This window comes from Acinetobacter sp. LipI_23 (assembly GCF_058243045.1).
In genome coordinates this window covers 48058-67342 of record NZ_JBZAYJ010000002.1, presented here as the reverse complement: position 1 = coordinate 67342, position 19285 = coordinate 48058, and the positions used below count along the sequence as shown (strand labels likewise).

17 protein-coding genes are annotated in these 19285 nt (G+C 39.2%); 6 read left to right on the top strand and 11 right to left on the bottom strand.

What is annotated here, in order from left to right:
- Positions 1-286: 286 nt before the first annotated feature.
- The 6 genes from AC4CVD_RS17500 to AC4CVD_RS17475 all read right to left on the bottom strand — a co-directional run bounded on the left by AC4CVD_RS17500 (position 287) and on the right by AC4CVD_RS17475 (position 8499).
- Positions 287-1642: an ATP-binding protein gene (locus tag AC4CVD_RS17500; protein ID WP_016165442.1), complete on the bottom strand. Its 1356-nt coding sequence runs from the start codon at positions 1640-1642 to the stop codon at positions 287-289.
- The gene (locus tag AC4CVD_RS17495; protein ID WP_114837830.1) at positions 1642-2304 is read right to left on the bottom strand and encodes a response regulator; all 663 of its coding nucleotides are present in this window, start codon (positions 2302-2304) and stop codon (positions 1642-1644) included. Before AC4CVD_RS17495 ends, AC4CVD_RS17500 begins: the two co-directional genes overlap by 1 nt.
- 239 nt (positions 2305-2543) lie before the next feature.
- Positions 2544-3851 (bottom strand): TolC family protein, encoded by a 1308-nt coding sequence (locus AC4CVD_RS17490; protein WP_092692962.1) that lies wholly within the window; start codon positions 3849-3851, stop codon positions 2544-2546.
- Entirely contained in the window at positions 3848-4174 is a 327-nt protein-coding gene (locus AC4CVD_RS17485; protein ID WP_092692960.1) for a DUF3240 family protein, read from the bottom strand. The genes AC4CVD_RS17490 and AC4CVD_RS17485 overlap by 4 nt, the downstream gene beginning before the upstream one ends.
- Positions 4167-7250 (bottom strand): efflux RND transporter permease subunit, encoded by a 3084-nt coding sequence (locus AC4CVD_RS17480; protein WP_092692958.1) that lies wholly within the window; start codon positions 7248-7250, stop codon positions 4167-4169. The genes AC4CVD_RS17485 and AC4CVD_RS17480 overlap by 8 nt, the downstream gene beginning before the upstream one ends.
- A 10-nt stretch (positions 7251-7260) precedes the next feature.
- Positions 7261-8499 (bottom strand): efflux RND transporter periplasmic adaptor subunit, encoded by a 1239-nt coding sequence (locus AC4CVD_RS17475; protein WP_092692956.1) that lies wholly within the window; start codon positions 8497-8499, stop codon positions 7261-7263.
- A 577-nt stretch (positions 8500-9076) separates the two neighbouring features.
- Here AC4CVD_RS17475 and AC4CVD_RS17470 point away from each other — a divergent pair.
- Positions 9077-10209, top strand: a protein-coding gene (locus AC4CVD_RS17470) for an IS3 family transposase (protein ID WP_227555100.1) whose coding sequence is annotated in 2 segments (ribosomal slippage) — positions 9077-9329 and positions 9329-10209 — 1134 coding nt in all. Because the reading frame shifts where the segments join, the coding sequence is not laid out codon by codon here.
- Positions 10210-10415: 206 nt separating this feature from the next.
- On the opposite strand, the gene AC4CVD_RS17465 is transcribed toward AC4CVD_RS17470, so the two are convergent.
- Positions 10416-10637, bottom strand: a complete 222-nt coding sequence (locus AC4CVD_RS17465) for a helix-turn-helix domain-containing protein (RefSeq protein WP_326942958.1) — start codon at positions 10635-10637, stop codon at positions 10416-10418.
- 194 nt (positions 10638-10831) lie between these two features.
- Here AC4CVD_RS17465 and AC4CVD_RS17460 point away from each other — a divergent pair, with 194 nt between their 5' ends.
- A complete protein-coding gene (locus tag AC4CVD_RS17460; RefSeq protein ID WP_004658363.1) occupies positions 10832-11083 on the top strand; it encodes a hypothetical protein in 252 nt (83 codons plus the stop codon).
- 72 nt (positions 11084-11155) lie between these two features.
- Here AC4CVD_RS17460 and AC4CVD_RS17455 read toward each other — a convergent pair whose 3' ends face one another.
- From AC4CVD_RS17455 to AC4CVD_RS17440, 4 genes are all read right to left on the bottom strand, one after another.
- Complete coding sequence (locus tag AC4CVD_RS17455) at positions 11156-12118, bottom strand: IS30 family transposase (RefSeq protein ID WP_074947987.1); 963 nt, start codon at positions 12116-12118, stop codon at positions 11156-11158.
- A 291-nt stretch (positions 12119-12409) separates the two neighbouring features.
- Positions 12410-12631: a hypothetical protein gene (locus AC4CVD_RS17450; RefSeq protein ID WP_001986288.1), complete on the bottom strand. Its 222-nt coding sequence runs from the start codon at positions 12629-12631 to the stop codon at positions 12410-12412.
- 33 nt (positions 12632-12664) lie between these two features.
- Positions 12665-13864 (bottom strand): tyrosine-type recombinase/integrase, encoded by a 1200-nt coding sequence (locus tag AC4CVD_RS17445; protein ID WP_000059658.1) that lies wholly within the window; start codon positions 13862-13864, stop codon positions 12665-12667.
- A 393-nt stretch (positions 13865-14257) separates the two neighbouring features.
- Positions 14258-14944 carry a phosphoribosyltransferase gene (locus AC4CVD_RS17440; protein WP_000484193.1) on the bottom strand — a complete coding sequence of 229 codons (687 nt, stop codon included), beginning with the start codon at positions 14942-14944 and terminating at the stop codon, positions 14258-14260.
- 884 nt (positions 14945-15828) lie between these two features.
- On the opposite strand from AC4CVD_RS17440, the gene AC4CVD_RS17435 reads away from it, so the two are divergent.
- The 4 genes from AC4CVD_RS17435 to AC4CVD_RS17420 all read left to right on the top strand — a co-directional run bounded on the left by AC4CVD_RS17435 (position 15829) and on the right by AC4CVD_RS17420 (position 19284).
- On the top strand, positions 15829-16539 hold the full coding sequence (locus AC4CVD_RS17435; RefSeq protein ID WP_001052588.1) for a hypothetical protein: 711 nt from the start codon (positions 15829-15831) through the stop codon (positions 16537-16539).
- 12 nt (positions 16540-16551) lie between these two features.
- Positions 16552-17658: an ImmA/IrrE family metallo-endopeptidase gene (locus tag AC4CVD_RS17430; RefSeq protein WP_150378256.1), complete on the top strand. Its 1107-nt coding sequence runs from the start codon at positions 16552-16554 to the stop codon at positions 17656-17658.
- Positions 17659-17904: 246 nt separating this feature from the next.
- The gene (locus tag AC4CVD_RS17425; RefSeq protein WP_002046584.1) at positions 17905-18546 is read left to right on the top strand and encodes an SOS response-associated peptidase; all 642 of its coding nucleotides are present in this window, start codon (positions 17905-17907) and stop codon (positions 18544-18546) included.
- A 111-nt stretch (positions 18547-18657) separates the two neighbouring features.
- Complete coding sequence (locus tag AC4CVD_RS17420; protein ID WP_000038641.1) at positions 18658-19284, top strand: LexA family protein; 627 nt, start codon at positions 18658-18660, stop codon at positions 19282-19284.
- Position 19285 lies beyond the last annotated feature (1 nt).

Genomic DNA, 19285 nt, shown 5'->3' with positions numbered 1-19285 from the left:
TACTCATGACTTTAAGCAATGAATTGATTTACTATTCATTTCGATGGTTGATTAAATGATCATTTATAAAAAATCGGACTTACACAAAATGAGTTACAGACTCTAATATCACCCTCACTTTAAGTGGCATAAGTTATATTACTGCTTTTATCAGACTTATGCTGCAATATATGAGTGTAGGACAGTAGGCTTTTTTACCTCTGTCGCTATATAGCCATAAGTAGTTATGGCACCCCAATCTTCAATTTTGAAAACTACTTCTCAGCCCAGTAAATAGCGCCATTATTTAGTTCTGCTGGTTAAATTCAATCCTAACCATAAGACCACCAATAGCATTTGTCCGATGTAACTCAACTTTTCCGTGATATAAATCGACAATTTGCTTAACAATCGATAAGCCGAGACCACTGCCAATAATGACACTGTTCTGATTCACCCTATAGAATCTTTGGAAAATCAGAGGTATTTGTGCTTCATCCAAACCAATTCCATTATCCTCAATCTGCACAAAGCTATAATTTTTAACACAGCCACAACTGATTTTTATGACACACGGGCGTTCATAACTACGATAGATGATGGCATTCTCTAAAAGATTACGGAGCATAATTTCCAATTGCTCAGGTTGAGCCATAACTAGAGCTGACTCCAGTTGTAACTGTAAGTCAACTTTTTTTTGACAAAGCTGAAAATCCATCATCGAAAGAGTACTTTGAATCACATTAACGAGATCGACCGAGCCTTGAATTTGATGAGCATTGGGTTCAATCCGGGCTAAGGTTAGTAACTGTGTAATCATTCGCGAGGTTTTATCAATGCCAATCATGATGTCCTCAGCTGCTTCTCGTGCCTCCTCAGTCGAACGTGCACTCTGCAAAACTTGTGCATGCAGACGGATCGCCGCCAAAGGTGTACGTAACTCATGGGCTGCATTTGAGGTAAAACGTTTTTCACGTTGCATGCTTTCTGCAACTTCACTCAATAATGTATTTAATGACTTCACCAAAGGTTCGATTTCTTTGGGCACGACAGGGTTGATGGGTTTTAAATGTTCAATCGACTGCTTTTCCAGATTTTGACTGATACTGAATACAGTGGACAAATTGCTACGTACGGTCTGCAAAATCAGCCAAGACAATAATGGTAAAAAAAATGCTGAAACCCCTATTAAAAATAACAGCATATCTCTCTGGATATCCTGACGGATAGTCCAGACCTGTGCAATTTGTACTTGTATAGTGTGGGTGCTGTCCCAAACCGAATAACTGCGATAGGTTTGATTGTGAATATTAATCCAGCCAAAGTTGGCTTGCTGGACAAACGGATGTGTGCCAACGCCAACCGAACGATAAATCAACTTGCCATTACGATGCCAGATCTGGAAAATAATCTGATTATAATGCTCCCCTTGAGCTTTCTCGATGACCGTATGATCCGGGATTTGCCCCGCCAGTGAACTTGAAGTAGTCGAAAGTAAAGCATGGGCTGTTTCAGCCAGTGATTTATCAAAAATATTGTTCGCGGTACGCTGCATTCCCCAGTAAATACAACCTAAACTACCCACCCAGACACTGGCGGTGATGACCATTAAAATAAATGATAGACGTCTGGTCAGTGAATAACTGCGAATGAAATTGGCCATTAATAATTTTCATCCATAATATATCCAAAGCTTTGTACAGTGCGCACGATATTTTTTCCCAGCTTACGCCGTAAATTATGAATATAAACCTGTATCACATTACTGCTCACATCTGCATCATAGGCATAAAATGAGTTTTCTATACTCTCCCGTGAAATGATCCGGCCACGGTTAAGGATAAATAGTTCTAGCAAGTGAAACTCTTTCGGGGTTAATTCAACTTCAGTGTGATCTCTCAGTACCTGTTTAGTCGCTTTATTAACCGCAATATTGCCAATCTGAATCAAATCACTCACTTCTCCTGAAATACGGCGTAATACTGCTTGAATCCGTGCAATAACTTCATACAAATCATAGGGTTTAACTACAAAATCATCTGCCCCAGCATCTAAACCGGAAATTCGCTCCTGAGTTTTATCCTGAGCAGTCAAAATAATAACGCCTACTTTATTCTTTTTACGACGCAGTGACTTTAAAATTTCCAATCCATTCCTGTCTGGCAAACCTAAATCAAGCAAAATAAACTGATAATCATAACTCGCCAAAAAATGATAGGCTTGTTCTGCTGTGGTGGCGATATCAACAACAAAATTCGCTTGGTCTAAGCCCCGTGCTGTCGCCTTAGCCAGTAAGACATCGTCTTCAACTAACAATATTCTCACGTCTGAGCTCCCCCTCTCATTCTACTTCTTGCAAGCCTAAATTTTATTTCCGTGAAAACGACAGCTATAGCTGAATTCTGAAAGACATAGCACCGAAATATTTTCGTAAAATACTATTTTATCAAGCTTTTACCGTGCTGCTCAATTAAGTAATCAGCTATACTCTGGCCCCAAAAAGACAGAATACCAGCCGAATAATGACCACACAGGGCATTGATGTATCAGCACTCTACTATATTTTACTCTGCCTGATGATCCTCATGTAAAGGCCATAGTTGATGTGAATTCAGCAATAGCAAACTCAAGCTTTCTGCATAATCAATTTTGGCTTGATCAATTCGACCACGCGCATCAACCAGTTGCTGCGAATGGAGTAACAGTTCATTTAAACTCAATTCACCGAGCTTATATGCTTTTTGCATCAATCCATGTTGTTGCTGTAACTGTGCCAAATTCTGTTGAGCCTGCTCACTCCGTACAGTTGCCGACTCCATCTGCGTGAACCAGTATTGCGTTTCCTGACGCAAACGGTTTTCTACTCGTCCGATCTCAAAATTGGCCTTTTGAGCTTCCGCCATGGCCATACCAGAAGCTATCCGCACTTGCCGACTGGCGAGTGGAATTGAAACGCTCACACTCATCAAATTTTCAATGCCTGACTGCTCACGACTATAGCCCACTCCGACCGTAGGATTAGCTACCCGATTGAGTTTCTCTCTTTTGACTAACGCATCTTGCTGTGCTGCCTGCGTTTTGGCCAACTCAAGCTCATGGTTAGCAGACAAAACCTGCTGTATCCATTCAGTCTGTGTATATTCGAGTGGGCGAATTTTGATGACATCACTGCTCCAGTGTTCTGGAATTTTCCCCTGATAATCACGTGACAATAGCTGCTGTGCTTGGTAGTAAGCTGTTTTAGCCTGCATATATTGTTCTTCGATTTGCCGAGATTCATTGCTGAGCAGCATCAGTTCCAGTCGTGGGGCATCTCCAGCACGGATACGCTGCTGGGTCATTTGCATATAGTGTTGTATTCTTGCCTGCTGTTCCTCTAAGCGTGTCAATTGCAAAGCACTACGCATATAGGCAAACCACTGATTCAGCAAGGTTTTGGCAACTTCATGTTTGGCATCTTCATATTTTAATTCTGCAATACTCATCCCTCGTTGCGCCAAATCCTGATCCAGCCGGTATTTGCCAGGCAAACGAATCTGCTTTTCAACACCAAAGTTCGGCTCATAACTATTGGACTTTGTTTGACCATCCTGGGCATCGGTGTTACGAAGCTGCATCCCCGCACGTACGGTCCAGGGATGGCCCAGTTTTAGCCCTTGTCCTGCAAAATTGGCATAGTCCTGATCCGAGACTGCCGACCGAACAGTTGGATGCTGTGACAAGCTCTGCTTGATCGCATCGAGTGGTGGCAAGACCTGATCCAAAGCGGGTTCCGCGGAGACGACAGAAGCCATCATCACACAACAGCCCAAGCCTATTAAACATAAGGCTTTACCCAGCAAACGGGGTTGAGTAGCTATCTCTGGTTTCATTCGTTCACCTTTCCTTGACCAGCATAACCCGATGCTATGGTTGGTAATACCCAATAGAAACAGTCACTTGATTTAAATTTCTTTTGGATATGGGCTAAAATTAAAGGCACAGTTGCGAGGGGTAAAATCAACAGAATCAAATTACGCTCAGTTGCACCCCGAATTTTTTCTTGAATGTTGCGATAATGTTGGTGGCTGCCGAAACCTTGTGCCGGGATACAGGTACATCCTGTCACAATCTCGGGAATGAGCCATAAATGGCTCATTAATTCTTCCGCAATATCACTGGAGATGTTGATAGAGAGTTGGCACATTTCAGACATGAATATCTCGCACTAAACCAAATTGTTTAAACAAGTTAGGAAGTAAAATCAGCGTCAGTAAGGTGCAGGAAATTAACCCGCCAATTACCACGATCGCTAATGGACGCTGAATTTCAGCACCTGGCCCAGTGGTAAAGAGCAAGGGAATTAAACCCAAAGCCGCGATACTTGCAGTCATCATCACTGGACGTAAACGTCGCATAGCTCCCTCACGAACCACCTCTTCAATTGCAATGCCGCGTGAAATGAGCTGGTTAAAATAACCGATCATCACCAAACCATTCAGTACAGCAATCCCCATTAATGCAATAAATCCGACCGAAGCAGGCACCGATAAATATTCACCGGTAATGGCTAAGGCCACGACTCCACCAATTAAAGCAAAGGGAATATTCACAAAAACCAGTACTGCCTGACGAACAGAACCTAAAGTTGTAAAGAGCAGGAAAAAAATCATGGTCAACGCTGCAGGGACAACCAGCATCAGACGCGCTGCTGCACGTTGTTGATTTTCAAACTGGCCACCCCATTTCAATGAATATCCTGCCGGTAATTTAACTCTCTGGGCAACCTGCTGTTTTGCTTCCTCGACAAAACCGACCAGGTCGCGGTCACGCACATTGGCACGGACAACGGACATTCTTGAAGCATTTTCCCGGTCAATTTTAACGACACCTTCAGTCTTGACCATTTCTGCTAAAGAGGACAATGGTACAGCCGCTGAGTTTTCAACAGGTAAATTCATATTTGCAAGGGCAAAACTGGATTGCCCCAGACGCGGATCACCTTTGATCATCAACGGAACCGGTCGACCCTGTTCAATAATCGAACTAATTTGCTGCCCTTCGATGAGCATTTTGAGTTGTGCCTGTATGCTTTGACTATCTAGCTGATTGCGAACAGCCATATCACGACGAATACGTAATTCCTGATATTGCACCCCGGAATTTTCCAACGTCATGACATCTTCACTGCCTTTGATCCCTTGTAGAACGGTAGAAATTTGCTTAGACAGCTGATTTAGCTGGTCTAAATCGGTACCAAAAATTTTGACTGCTAAATCTCCACGTACACCTGATAACATTTCTGAGGTCCGCATTTCAATCGGCTGACTAAAGGTCAGATTGACTCCAGGAACGTCAGTCAATACATGGCGAACTTTGGCTAAAATCTGCTCCTTACTTTGTCCCTGCCACTGATCTTGCGGTTTCAAAATGACAAAGCTATCGGTTTCATTTAAGCCCATGGGGTCCAGGCCCAGTTCATCCGAGCCTGTTCTTGCCACAATGCGGGCCACTTCTGGAACTTGTTTTAGAATTCTTCTTTGAATGTCCAGATCAAGTGCAATTGAATTTTGCAGACTGATCGATGGCATTTTTTCCAGCTGCAATATGGTGTCACCTTCATCCATGGTTGGCATAAAAGACTTACCAATGAGTGGGAAAATAAGTGCAGCAACCACCAAAGCGCCTCCGGCCAAAGCATAAACACGTTTCGGATGAGCTAAACTTGCATTTAATACCTTGCTATATGCCTGTTCCAGCTTAGCAACAATATATGGCGTGTGATGTGCTTGAGATTTCAAGAAATAAGAACACAGCACCGGAATAATTGTTAATGAAAAAATCAGTGAGCTCGACAGTGCAAAGACAATGGTCAGCGCCACCGGAGAGAAAAGCTTCCCTTCCAGCCCCTGCAACGTCATCAACGGAATGAAGACCAGCATAATAATGATCATTCCTGCGGTCACCGGCACCGCCACCTCACAAACCGCGCGATAAATGACGTTCAGCGACGGTAAAAACAAACGGTGTTTGGACTCGTGTGCATCTGCCAGTTGCATTTCGATATTTTCCACCACCACAACAGCCGCATCGACCAGCAAACCAATAGCAATGGTTAAGCCACCCAATGACATCAGGTTGGCACTTAATCCAAACTGACGCATCATTAAGAAGGTACTCAACGCAGATAAAGGTAAAATCGCGGCAACAACCAAAGCGGCTCTTAAATTGCCTAAAAACAACAGCAATAAAATCAGGACCAGTACAATCGCCTCGATCAAGGTTTTACTCACGGTATGAATGGCACGATTCACCAGTTCACCACGGTCATAAAAAGGCTTGATCGTAACGCCCGGGGGTAAGTTTTTCTCAATGTCCTGCAAATGTTCACGCACACTTTGCACAACCTGACGTGCATTGGCGCCTTTTAAAGTAAGGACAATCCCTTGAACAGCTTCACCCTGACCATTTTCGGTCACTGCCCCGTAACGGGTAAGGGCACCGGTATGGACATCGGCAATGTCCTTCACTTGCACCAGTGTCCCTTGATGATTGGAAACAATAATCTCACCCAGCTCTTGTAAATTGGTGACACGACTATCGCTACGAATCAGTAATGATTCTCCATTTTCATTCAGACGACCGGCACCGTCACTTGCATTATTTAATTCAATTGCTTGTTTTAACTGATCAAGAGATAGACCTCTTGATGCCAGAGCATCCAGGTTGGGTGTCACTTCAAAAGTACGTGCCAAACCACCCAGGACATTGACATCCGCTACCCCTTCAATTTTTCTGAGCTGTGGACGGACGACCCGATCGAGCAAGGTTCGTTTTTCCATATCACTCATAGGGCCATGTAAAGTGAACATAAAAGATTCACCTAATGGCGTCGTCATAGGCGCAATCCCACCAGAGGCATTGCCAGGCAAAGCTGACATGACTCCAGTCAAACGCTCATTGACCTGTTGTCGGGCCCAATAAGGATCTGTCCCTTCTGCAAAATCCAGGGTAATGATTGCAATGGCATATTTAGATTGTGAACGTAATACAGTCTGATGAGGAATTCCCAACATTTCCTGTTCTATCGGTACCACAATACGGCTTTCCACCTCTTCTGGCGTCATGCCAGGAGATTTCATCACAATTTGAACCTGTGTACTTGATACATCGGGAAAGGCATCAATCGGCAATTTTGTAAATGCCAAATAACCTGCAACACTGATTGCCACACCCAATAACAGCATTAGGATTCGTTGACTCAGTGAAAATGCAATAATACGTTTTAACATGTGCCTAACCTCATTTCATCGCAGTGCTACTACTGGCAGGTGGTGCCTGCTCTGCACCGAAACCTGACCAAACGGCTTTTAGACGTTCGACACCATTCACAGCAACTTGAATTCCAGGTTTTAATGTGTTTCCAATCACATGACTTTGCTGCTGGTTCGCACCCACCAATTCCACCGGCATTGCAAAGAAACCATTTTGATTTTTGATAAAAATGAAGTGCTTGTTATCTTTTAAAGTCAAGGCAGTACTTGGTATTACCCATGCAGTTTCTGTTGTCGGGTTATGGCTTTGAATATTCGCTTTAATAAACTGTTGTACTTTTAAACAGTTATCCTTGGCATTCATCTGAACTAAAACATTTTGAGATTGCGTATTGTCTGAAAGTGCTGGTGCAATTTTTTGTACCTGCCCAGTAATTTCACACCCCTCAACTTTAACCAGATCGCCAATCTGGATATATTTGCTATCCGCTAAAGGGGCTTGCAACATTAATTGCAAAGGTAGATCACTATTCACCAACTGACCCAGTACTGCGCCGGTTTCTACATATTGACCTGCAGATACCTGTAAACTTTCTACACTGCCTTTGGCGGGACTTTTAACATACACTACGGAATTCAGTCCCTGACTGCTACTTCCTCCCATAAACTGCAACATGCGTTGCTTGGCACTCAAATCAATATTCAGTCGTTGCACTACATTCTGGGCTTCCTGTACACGTTTTTCAGCAATAATCCCTTCAGCATATAAACTGCGTTCACGTGCCAAATTTTGGCTGGCCAATTGCAGTTGTGCACGAATTTGTAAAATTTCATTTTGAATCTGAATTAAATCAGGGCTATGAATGGCCAGTACAGGATTATGGAGACCCACTTCGGCTAAAGGTTGCACCAGTACCTGTTGAACTATCCCCGCTATCGGGCTGGTTAAGACCACTTTACTTTGAGGTGACCACTGCGCTTGCCCCTGCAAAGTCAGTGCAAGTTGTACATCACTTGTCGCTTGTCCTAAAGTTTGTAATTGAATACCTGCCTGTTGAATCTGTGTGGGCGAAATTAAAATCTGATTACCAGAGACATCTATGGTTTCTGTTTCATTGGCGGTTACATTTTGTGGCTTTGATTTTTCCGCTTTATTTTTATTAAATAGTGAACTGCTCGCCCACCAAACTCCTAAAATTACCAAGACCAATGTGCAAATACTGAGAAATATTTTATTATTTCGTAATACACTCACTTGTTGACTCACTGATCTACCCTCAAAAATATTTTCTCTCAGGATAAATTTAAGTTCTTAAGATCTAATTAAGTTTGGAAATCCAATTTTTTCAGGATCTAAAGGGTAATTTCCACCTAAGCATAATATCTCGGTTATTTCTAAAGAGCAGATGAAGGCGGAAAAAGAAAACCATATCCCCCTTATCTCGAGAAGCAATGAGTTTGCTTAAATCAATTCAAGAATATACTCAGTCACAAAATTTCATCTCCGTTAAAGGGCCAGTTAATAAATATCCCTACAATGTCGTGAAAATACATTCATCTACTTTACTTTATAAATTTTAATCATTATTTTTTTAGAGCAAAATTAATCATGCACGATTTCAATCTGAATTGATTCAGATTGAAATCAATTATTTTTATTTTTACTTTATCCTAAAAATTATTACGCTGGATTAAATCAAAACTATTAAATTAATATCGCTTATACTTTTAATAAATAGTAATTCTGCTACAATCTAGAGGTGGATCAGGAAATTTGAACAACACTTATAAGTGATATTTTGCTCCCCAAATGATGTTATAAACATCAATATATGGAGTATTTTATGGCACGTAGACCAAGAAGAAATCATTCAAATGATTTTAAAGCTAAGGTAGCACTTGCTGCGATTAAAGCAGAAAAAACACTTGCTGAATTGAGTGCTGAATTTGATGTTCATCAAAACCAAATTATCGACTGGAAAAATCAACTGATTTCAGCTTCCTCGCAAGCTTTCGATCAATCAAAAGCTCCAACAGAACCACCCATCGATCTAAAAAAACTACATGCAAAAATCGGTGAGCAGGCATTAGAAATTGATTTTTTAGAAGGTGTGTTGAAGAAACTGGGCCGCTTCAACCACAAAAGTTAATCGATGACTCACTTCAGATTTCAGTATCTAAGCAAGCTCAGCTGCTGAAAGTCTCCCGTGGTTGTTATTACTATCGCCCAAAACCTGTGAGTGCATCAGATCTGAAGCTGATGCGCTGTATTGATGAATTACATATGCAATACCCTTTTGCAGGTAGCCGTATGATGCGTGATTTGTTGAATCGTCAAGGACATCATATAGGACGACGTCATACACGTACTTTAATGAAGAAAATGGGCATTAATGCGTTATATTGCAAACCAAATTTAAGCCAGGCTAATCAAGCTCACCGCAAATATCCATATCTGCTCAAAGGATTGGCTATTCAGCGCAGTAATCAAGTGTGGTCTACGGATATAACGTATATCCCTATGGCAAAAGGCTTTGTTTATTTATGTGCTGTGATTGATTGGCATAGCCGCAAGGTACTTGCGCATAGAGTATCGATTAGTATGGAGGTTACATTTTGCATAGAAACATTAAATGAAGCTATTGAAAAATATGGTCGACCTGAAATATTTAATACAGACCAAGGCAGTCAGTTTACCAGTGATGCATTTATTGATGTATTGAAATCAAATGACATCCAAATCAGCATGGATGGTAAAGGTCGATGGGTTGATAATGTGATGGTTGAACGATTATGGCGGAGCGTTAAATATGAAGAGGTGTATCTCAAAGCCTACAGCAATGTTTTGGATGCGAAGAAGCAATTAAACGCATATTTTGAATTTTATAATTTGAAACGACCTCATTCGAGTCTGGACAAAATGACTCCAGATGAGTTTTACTATGACCAGCTACCACAACAAAATAAGGTAGCTTAACTAGAGCAGAGTATCACTTATAAATAAGCTTTTAGTTGTTCAAACATGTGGGACCACCTCTTGATTTCATTTTAGAAGTAATGAAATTAGTATCTGTTTGTAATGATATTTTATAAAATTCAATATTAGATCTGCAGAGAAAAACTTATCAAACTAAGTATTGGCTAGTCTTTTTCTTCGAAAAACTTATCAAACGAAGTATTAAGTTAATATTTTTCTTCAACTTCTTCCTTAAACTCAAACAAATCATTCATCGTACAGTTAAAGTACTTACACAACTTATCGGCGACTGGTAATTCAATACGTACAGCACGGTCATAATACATACTTGTGAGCGTGTTGCGATTGATACCTGTTGCATGCACCACTTCACTTAATTTTAAAATTTTTCTATCGCCCATGAGGCTAGATAACTTACAAGTAATCATATTTAAATTAATTTACAAAAAATAACTTGCTGTGGGTTATTTGAAGTTGTTGACTGAGTAATACTTTGCTAAAATTAACCTACAGCAGGTTATTACAACTTATAGAAAGTATATTTTATCCATTTCAACTAAATTATAACTTTTTAAATATAAGGATTGAACCTGCATTAGATTATTTTGTGGAGATGACCGCCGTGTTACCAAATGAGTTATTGATCAGCCAGCAAGCTCGTGACTTAGGAAATCAATTAATTAAAGAAATGAACATCAATAGAAGTTATGGAATGGCTAATTTTCTTGGAGTAAATACTTGCTATGATAATCATCAGGCTGTACTTATTTGGACATTTCAACTGCTTGAAAGGGAACCTGCCTTAAATGAATTAGCAGAAATTAAAAAATATTTTCTTTTAATCTTTCCAGATAGTGTTTATCAATTAGCCTAAGTTGTTTTTAAAATTAATTTATTAAATAAAAAGCACTAAATCAAAGAAAGCTTTATTTAAAAATAGGCGGATTCAAGCGGCAAGTGCAACAGTATAAAAACCAGCCATAACATCACTGGGCGTATACCATCCCAGTGTCTTTCTGGGGCGATTATTTAGAGCAGATTCTATCTGTTCTATCCGTTCTTTTGAAACATCATCAAACGATGAGGATTTTGGCAGATATTGCCTGATCAGACCATTGCTATTTTCATTTCTGGCACGTTGAATCGACTTGTACGGATCTGCAAAGTAAGTTTCTATACCTGCTTCCTTTATCCGCCAATGCTCTGAGAATTCCTTGCCATTATCAAAGGTCACACTATATGCATGACTGTGGCGCAAACACTCTAAAGCACACGTGATCGTTTTAGCTGAGGTTCTAGTTTTCCCCAAATGAGCGATATGTAGATACAGACTCTTGCGATCAACCAGGGTTAATAATGCCCCCTTATGATTCTTGCCTATCACGGTATCACCTTCAAAATCACCAAGACGTTGACGCTTGTCTATGATCTCGTCGCGACAGTGAATGCTTGTTCTATCAACCAGTTGGCCTCTACGGTCTGTGTTTTTATAACCCCGCTTGCGATAGGTTTTCTGGTGTCTTAAATGTTGATGCAGTTCTCCACCCTTAGATTTATCCTGATAGATGTACTGATAGATCCACTCATGTGATGGGACATCTAGCCAGCCGCGTTGTTTCAATGCCCCGGAAATCTGTTCAGGCGACCAATCCAGAGCAATCAGATAACGGATGTAAAATATGGCGAAGTCTGTCATCTGAGATGAAGAACGGTATCGTCGTTGACTTGAAAACCGATCAGCCTGTTTAGCCCGATAGCCGCGTTCCCCTGTATTCCTTTTGATCTCACGATAGAGGGTTGATCTGGAACGACCAAGCTCTCTGGAAAGAGTAGAGATTGAAGATTTACTTTTCAAGGCAGCATAAATTTCGTATCTTTCTTCTTGAGAAAGTTGGGTGTATTGCTTCATTGTGTGCTTTCCAATTGCGAGTTGAAAAAGTCTAATGATTCTAATACACCTAACTTTTTCAACTAACTACAAATGTGTCGCACTTGGGATTTGAATCCGCGATACCTATTAATTCAAAAACATACCATTTACTGAATATATGAAGCATAGGTTCCTGCTCTATCACTCACTCGTACTAAAATTACATCGCTCTTTTTACTGATACTAAACAATTTATGTCCACGCCACGTTCTGCGGCTTCGAGGGCTAGTTTTTGTTGAACCACTGAGAACAAGGACAACAAACTGCCTACTATATTTTCCCGGAGAGTGGTGTAGGAACTTTTTCATTATTGCTAATCATATCAGCGACAACATCAGCAACGAGCTCCTCTATTCCTGAGAATGCTTTAGACTGATCCGCATCAAGCCAAGACAATGATGGAAACTCAGCACACAACCCAACATACTCATTATATTCTGCTGACCATGTAACACGGCAAGTATATTGTTTACTATCCATTTGAAACCCCATAATGTTTTAAGTCTATGTATAAAAGTACGATTTTCACTTAGCAGTACTTAAATAATCACCCCACCACTGCATCATTTCAGTCCGCTGGGCTAAATAGTCAGCGTGATTATAGCTGGCACGGGTACGGTTCTTATCAATATGTGAAAGTTGTGCCTCAATCCAGTTATCCTGGAACAAACCTGAGTCATTCAAAATGGTACTAAAAGTGGAACGTAGTCCATGAGAGGATAATTGATGTTTTCCATAGCCCATCTTACGTATAGCCATATTTAATGTATTAAAATGAATCGGTTGATTATGTTTCCGTGGGCTAGCAAAAATGTACTTTTCACCGTATGACCATTGCATGACGTCTTTTAAAATATCTAAAGCCTGATCTGAAAGTGGAACTAAGAAGTCGGGAATCTCATGGCCTAATATGACTTTTCGTCGAAACTGTTTAATATGCAAGGCAGGTATTTTCCAGATTTTTTCATTTAAATCAAAATGATGAGGCTCAGCCAATAACAATTCAGCCCCTCGCACGCCAGTATGTAATTTGAACAGCAGTGCTTTTTTAATAATCGGATGGGCATCCAATTTTAATAAATTTTTCTTAAAATCTGATATATCCTCCGCTTTCAAATACGGATAATTCTTCTTGATTTTACTGTTAATGGCGATTTTATTTAAACCATGCGCGATGTTGAATTCACAATAACCCATCGCTACAGCGTAGTCATAAATTTGGTTCAAATAACTACAAGCTTTCTTGACAGGTTCTTTTACTTGGCGTCCCTCTATTTTTTTGATTACTGAAACCAGGTCATAACGCTTGATGTTTTGAAAAGGTAAATCCTGAAGGTCTGGATAAATATCTTGCTGTAAACATCTTTCTGCTAACTGTAGTACACCGCAGCGGGGTGAATCATTAAATGCATTTTTCAGTTTGAACTGCAGCCACTCCTCCCCTACCTTACGAAAGGTGATGACATTAGAGACAGTATCATGCTCAAAACAATAATTATTGTCTTTAAAGTCATCTTTGACTTGTCGTGCCTTTTTCAGCGATAAATCAGGATAAAGCCCCAACTGAATGCGGCGACGTTTTTTTGTTTGTGGATCTGTATAGCGATAGCACCAAGATTTTCTTCCAGTCGGCTCAATCTTCAGGCTAAGTCCATCTTCATCGGATAAAAAACAAGTTTTTTCCTTGCAATGAGCTTGGCGAACTTTAATTTCAGTAAGACTCATGAAATTTAAATGAAACCTATCAGCGGATTGACGAGATCCATTATATCAAAATAGAAGAAAATATATATGATGCGTACACTACGCATCATATATATTTGTAATATATTGTTTTATATATTTAATATTTTAAGTATTTGTATTTTAGTAACCATTATAAGTACCACCTCTTCTTTAAGTTCCCAACAACTCACTTTTTCTGTCATCAATGTTAAATAAGTCTTGTGCTTTAAATTCTTAGATGACCTCCTCTACCCTTTATTATCATTTTTATAAAAGTAACTATATGTACTCATTAAAATTTGTAGAGCTCAAAAACAAAAAAGACCGCTATATAGCAGTCTTTTAACTTAATTAAATAATAATTAATTCATTTTCATCATAAGTGCATAAGCATCACGTTTGTTTTGACGCAATGATTCTATCTCGGACTTCGTCAGCTGTTTTACGAGAGTTGAGGATATACTTTGCTTCCCACTCTGTGAGCCTTTCGAAATCGTACCCGTAAATCGATTTCCACCATGCTTCAAGATTACCATATACATCCCTCAATTGCTGAAGAGTTTCTTTACTTAGAGCTAATTGTGATGAGTATTGTTTACCCGTCAGTGCATATGCTCCAATAACTTTATTCGTCCCAGTTGTTTCAATATGACCTTTTAATGCTGCAAAAGTACCACCTTGGGTCTGGGTATCATCAACAATAATAACACATTTATCATTGTTTATTGTCCCATCAAATGCTGGTGGGTTGGCTAATCTATGCCACCCATCACCGCCAGTTCTTGATACTTTTATAGCTTGAACTATATTCGTATCAACTTCAAGCCCAAGTTTCTTTGCTATAACTGCTGAAGTAGCTAAAGGAATCATATTACGACCGACTGCTTCCTCAGCATGTACAGGTACTATAATAGTTTCCCGACCATCGATAATTCTTTCTAGTTCAGCAATCGCCTCATCCGAAACTAAATCTTTAGCTAAAATATACGCACTTTCAACATCCCCTGCTTTAGCAGCTTCATACATGTAATGAGAGGTTGCATCTCCAAGACCACGGTCAATAACCGTTTTAGGAAACATATTCCAATCTGTGCGATATAACTTCATATTTTTAAATAAGTTTTAATGATGGCTAGCATTAAATTTTACACTAAATTTACCGCTAGCATCTCTTGGATATTATTTTTCGTATCAGGCAGCACTCTCAAAAGCCGTTTGTTTGGACAGTCCCCATGATCATACACGAGGCAGCTTCAAATACTTATGGGCCCATCCTATCCAGTTGTATCTTCTTGCATCACATGAATATTGTATACTCATTTTGACTACTTGAAAATTATGGAACAACGTCAATAAAAACAATAACTCTAGAGTCTTTAGTCGACATTCCTAAAAAGGTAAATTCAACATTTCTTTCCATATCATTTCTTTGTGTCTCTGGATGAACAAAAGAAACATAGCTTATTTCAAAGAATCGGGCTAGGGTTTTTATGCCAATGATTTTGTTCTCTTCATTAGCAATTAAAACATCTAATTCCAGATCAAACTCTTCTAATTATTTAATTAAATCTTTAACTTTCATTTTACTATCAACCTCTATGAATTATTTAAAAAATTAGCACAATGAAACTTGTGAAAAAAATGGATTTGAACAAAATTTTTTAGCAAAAAAAGCATAGCAACCAGAAAAATCTTTCCAGCAATCAACAAAAATATCCCCGTGTGCTTCCAGTTTACAACATTTTGACTACCACACTGCCCACAGTAGTAATAATAGCCTTTGATACGGCCACCGCATTCAGGACAATTTTTATGATTAATGAATAAGTTACTCAACGTCTCTTCTCCAAAATTCTTATTATCAAGTTGTAAGTGAAGATAGCACACATTTATAAAAATATCTTTTTTAAAACATCAAAAGATGTTATAAAAAAGACATTCGCTACTTTAGGATAACTTTTAAGATGAATTTAAATCTCCTTGATGAAGAATCAATCCAACCTTCTGAACCCACGCCATGTGATTTTTTCAAAGGTGAAAATGCTATCAAAAAAGCTAAACAGTTAGGATTACCTGATCTCGAGTTAGTCAGAAACGCAATTATGATCGGTGATGCTGACTATAGAACAAATACTCACTATAACCGTGCACGCTTTATTGCACGATGGGGAAAAATTGGAGAACAGATTGCTTTACTGCTTCGACAATCTGATCCTGCTTGGATATTCCACAATGACAGCCAGCCAAGAATTGAGAATACAGTAAAGAAAATACAAATTATCTTTATGAGCGGGAATATTGCATTGGGGTTAGCTGATCAAGTTGTATCAGCACACTGTGAAAAAGGATTAATGACATTAAATAATATTAAGGAGAATCAGTCTGCTTATGATGATGAGACAAAATTGAGAACATGGATTTTATACTTTCCTTCAGCATCACATCCAGCCTATAAAGACATTGATATCCCAAATATTCCTTTTGAATTTGCATACCCAACTAGCTTCGTACAGGACTTAAAAGCGAAAAAAATTTCAATTTTACCAAGTGACCATACTTGCAGAATTGCATTTGAAATAGATAATACAGTTCCTGTAAAAACTGATCCTAAGCCAGTATTGGAACCATCTAATGAAATTAAACCAGATGATTTTGATATTCAGCTTGTAGTTTAATCTGAGGTTAATGTGTTTAATAAAGATCGTTTACGTATTGCTAAAGAATTACGAGGACTTAGCAATACCGATTTCGCAGAAAAATTGAGTTGCTCTATCTCTAAGGTAAAGCAACTTTTAGACGTGGATAAAGAAATCAATGAAAATGATCAAGATGATATATGCCGTGTATTAAATTTACCCAAGTCATTCTTTGCAGGTAATGACACACAACCACATGAAACAGACCAAATCTTCTATAGATCGGTTGCTCGTATTAAAGCACAGCATAGAAAAGCTAATGAGGCATATACTCTTTTAGCAATAAATATTAACAAGTACTTAAATCAGAAAGTAAAGTTACCTACTTTTCACCGTCCTGATTTAGATATTACTGAGTTTTTGGGTGAATCTAAGTATGCCGATCACCTAGCGTCAGAGTTGAGAGGTTTATGGGCTTTAGGTAATCAACCTATTAATAACATTGTTTCGTTGTGTGAGCTAAAGGGAATCCGTGTCTTTAGATTACCGACTGAAATTCGAGAAATTGATGCACTATCTTTTTTTGATGATGAAAGTGGTAGCCCTTTCATATTTCTAAATACATTTAAGTCTGCCGAAAGAGCCCGCTTCGATTGTGCACACGAACTTGGTCATACCGTTATGCATACGCATAACAAAAAAATTCGTGTCGAGAAAGATAATCGTGTTCTCGAAACTGAAGCGGATCAATTTTCATCTGAATTTTTAATGCCAACAGATGCATTTCTTTCTACTGCTCCACGCTATTTTTCACTAGAAAATATGATTGAGTATAAAAAGATTTGGCGAACATCCCTGAAGGCTATTAACTATAAAGCTCACAAGCTGGGCTTAGTTAGTGATTGGGTTAATCGTAGTAACTCTATAAAGATCAATTCGTTGGGCTACAACATTAATGAACCTGAAGAAACTCATCGAGATGAGAGTTTGATGTTGCCCAAAATTATCTCTGTTTTAGCCTCACAACCATCTTTTGATAAAAATAAAATGCTTGATGAAATTGGAATCTCTGAAGAAGATTTTAATCAATTAACATTTGATGCTTTAGCTAAAGTTGAGCCCCCGAAGAAAAAACATAAGTTATATATTGTCGAGTAATACAAACCTTCCTTAAAAATAATGCGCCTTACGGCGCACTATTTATGCAAAATCCTGATTAATTTTTTTATGACTTCACGCCCAACGTAGTTTTGCATCCCATAAGTCATACTTTAACTGAAAATGTAACTTGCCCCATCATGACTTTTTTCATATAGCCTACTTGAACTGACACCATAAATCCCATGTGTTCCATAAAGCATCGTATACAATTTCAGATAAATTCTTTAGTTATGTGATCAGGCTATGTGCTCAAATTACCTATTTCCAAATAAAAGAAATTTGACACTCTTAGGTGTCGATACAAGCCAGTTTGATCTTGAGCTTAAGGATCATGTATTCCCTTCCTATCATGCTCCAATCATTCTGAACGGCTCAGATCACTTAGAGCTTGATATTGCAAAGTTTGGATTACTACCGAGCTGGGCGAAAGAATTGAAGTTCAGCAGTCATACTTATAACGCCAGAACTGAGTCTGTAGCAGATAAGCCTAGCTTTCGACATGCTTGGAAGTACAGCAAGTTCTGCCTAGTCCCAGTACAAGAATTTTATGAGCCGAAATACATCAATGGCAAGCCACACTGGTACACCATCAAGCGTAAAGATGATCAGCCTTTTACTGTTGCAGGGATCTATGATGATGCAGTGATTAATGGCAATAAGGTACGTTCCTTTTCAATGTTGACCATCAATTCGGACCATCACCCTTTTATGAAACAATTCCATGCACCGAAGGATGAGAAGCGATCCATTATCGTTATTCCAGAACAGTACAGAAAAGACTGGCTAACAGCCGATCATGAACATGCGCATGAATATTTCTTTCAAATGCCCGATGAATTCGTCACATTTCCACGCGATGAGCAGAAACAAAACGTCTTATTCTGACGCATCCTTGTTTATCCACAACTTTTTAAATTTGAATTTTAAACGCTGTTAGTAATATCCTATTTAAACAAATTCTACTTCCAAACACGCCTCGTAGCGTAGGAGTATCTCATGTCTAAGAAGTTGCCTATTTACTTCTCTGACGACGCATGGTCATCTTTACAAGAGCTCATGGGTCCAGAGGGTAAACCAAGTCCTACCATCAACACCGTGCTTGAACAAATCGCTGTTCAAAATGAGCTTGTTGAAAAATTAGGGCTTACTGCTGTCCTACCCAAATCCAAAGTATCTATTCCCGTCTCTTTAGAGCGTATTCCTGCAGGTCCGGCCTTCAGCACCAAGGATGAGCAAGACAAAGCACTCGATCTGAATGAGTTCCTGATTCACAACCCTATTTCTACTTTTATTGCCTATGTAGACAGTGAATCCATGCTCGATGCTGGCCTAGAGATTAATGATCCAATCATTATTGATCGCAGTATTGAAGCCAAGCATTACGATATCGTGGTTGCCCTGATTGATGACAATGCCTCGACCATTAAGCGGCTGATGATCACCAATAAGATGTCCAAGTCTGAAATCAAAGAAATATTTGGAGATGAAGATTATCCGCTTCCAGAACTTTGGTTGAAGGCTGAAAATTCGAATTACAATCACATCATTCCTGATGATAGTCAGACCATATCAATCTGGGGTGTGGTGACTTTTAATTTAAAGCGTATTTATCACCGCTCATAAA